The 1865-nt window shown below is 68.9% G+C and carries 1 protein-coding gene and 1 pseudogene; both read left to right on the top strand.

Translation table 11 applies throughout. The features are described from left to right. Nucleotides 1–1036, top strand: a pseudogene (gene cdpA / locus G3N99_RS39695) (cyclic di-GMP phosphodiesterase CdpA); the annotation flags it as partial. A 27-nt stretch (nt 1037–1063) separates the two neighbouring features. Continuing rightward, the coding region (locus G3N99_RS39690) for an HDOD domain-containing protein (RefSeq protein ID WP_206125131.1) at nt 1064–1865 on the top strand (802 nt) is incomplete at its 3' end.

Below are 1865 nucleotides of genomic sequence, written 5' to 3'. Positions count from 1 at the left end.
GGCGGACGCACTCGCACGCCGGCTGCAGGCCGCGGTGCGCGAGCCCTACGTGTACCAGGGGCAGACCGTGCACCTGTCCGCGAGCATCGGCATCGCGCTCTACCCTGACGAACGCTCGGCGCCGCATCGCGCGCAGCACCACAGCCCGCTGCTGCGCCGCGCCGACCACGCGCTCGCGCAGGCGAAGGCGTCGGGCGGCAATGCGCTCGCCTTCCACGCGCCTGTCGACGATCCGGCCGACGCCGAACGGCTGAAGCTCGAAGCCGACCTGTACGACGGCGTGCGCAACGGCGAGTTTTCGCTCCATTTCCAGCCGATCACGCGCAGCCAGTCGGGCGCGGTAGTCGGCGTCGAGGCGCTGATCCGCTGGCGCCATCCGGTGCACGGCCTCGTGCCGCCGGCGACTTTCATTCCGCTCGCCGAATCGATCGGCCTGATCAACTATCTCGGCAACTGGGTGCTCAAGGCCGCGTGCATGCAGCTCGTCGCCTGGGACCGCCAGGGGCTTGCGCTGCAGTACGTGGCGGTCAACGTGTCGCCGCAGCAGTTCCGCGACCCACGCTTCACGCAAAGCGTGCGCGAGGCGATCACGCTGACGGGCATCGACCCGCGCCGCATCGTGCTCGAGATCACCGAAAGCCTGCTGATGCACGATCCGGCGCAGGCGAAGGGGCTGCTCGAGGAGCTGACCGATCTCGGCATCCGCTTCGCGATCGACGATTTCGGCACCGGCTATTCGAGCCTTGCATACCTGCAGCGCTTCCCGCTTGCGAAGCTGAAGATCGACCGCAGTTTCGTCGAGAACCTGCTGACCTCGCGCAACGACCGCGCGATCGTGTCGGCGGTGGTCGGCCTCGCGCAGACGCTCGATCTCGAGCTCGTCGCGGAAGGCGTCGAGACCGAGGCGCAGCGCGAATTGCTGACCGAGATGGGCTGCAACCATATCCAGGGCTGGCTCGTCTGCCAGGCGCTGCCGTCCGAGGAGCTCGCGCGGCGCTTCGAGGCGCAGCAACTGCACCTGCACGCCGCCGCCTGACGCGCGCGGCGAACCGGACAGATCCGTATGTCAATCACCGAACACCTGCCCCGCACCGCATTGCTCGACAAGCTGTGGGCCCGGATGAACGAACGGGGCGATTTCCCGCTGCTGTCGGAATCGCTGCGCGCGACGATGGCCGCGATGAAGAACGACGACCTCGACTTCACCGCGCTTGTGCGCGTCGTGCTGTCGGACTTCGCGCTCACGCAGAAAGTGCTGCGGCTCGCGAACTCCGCGATGTACATGGCGTTCGGCGGCAACATCACGACCGTGACCCGCGCCCTGATGGTGCTCGGCATGGATGCCGTCGGCCACCTGGTCGTCGGGCTCAAGCTCGTCGACCATTTCCACCACAGTACGCCGCGGCGCATCGACGCGAAGCTCGAACTGAACCGCGCGCTGCTGTCCGGCTGCGTCGCGCGCAAGCTCACCGAGCGCGCCGAGCTGCGCGCGGGCGAGGAAGCCGTCGTCTGCACGCTGATGCGCCAGGTCGGCAAGCTGCTCGTGGTCTGCTATCTCGACAGCGAATGGGACCGGATCCGCCGCCGCGCGGCCGAGCTGAACGGCGACGAAGCAGCCGCCTGCATCGATGTGCTCGGCGTCGGCTTCGACGAGATCGGGCTCGAGGCGGCCGCGCGCTGGCGCTTGCCCGACGTGATCCGCGCGGGCATGGCCGACCACGACCACGTGGTCCACGCCGACGCGTTCGGCAACGATGACGACGACCACGATGCAGGCCATGCGTCCGATGACGGCCCGGCCGCCCGCGTCCGCTGGCTGCGCGCGATCAGCCGCTGCTCGACCGACGTCGCGGGCGCGCTCGTGA

It is taken from the genome of Burkholderia sp. Ac-20392 (genome assembly GCF_017104585.1).
Classification (GTDB): domain Bacteria; phylum Pseudomonadota; class Gammaproteobacteria; order Burkholderiales; family Burkholderiaceae; genus Burkholderia; species Burkholderia lata.
The sequence above is the reverse complement of the archived record's forward strand: the minus strand, read 5'-3'. Positions and strand labels throughout refer to the sequence as shown.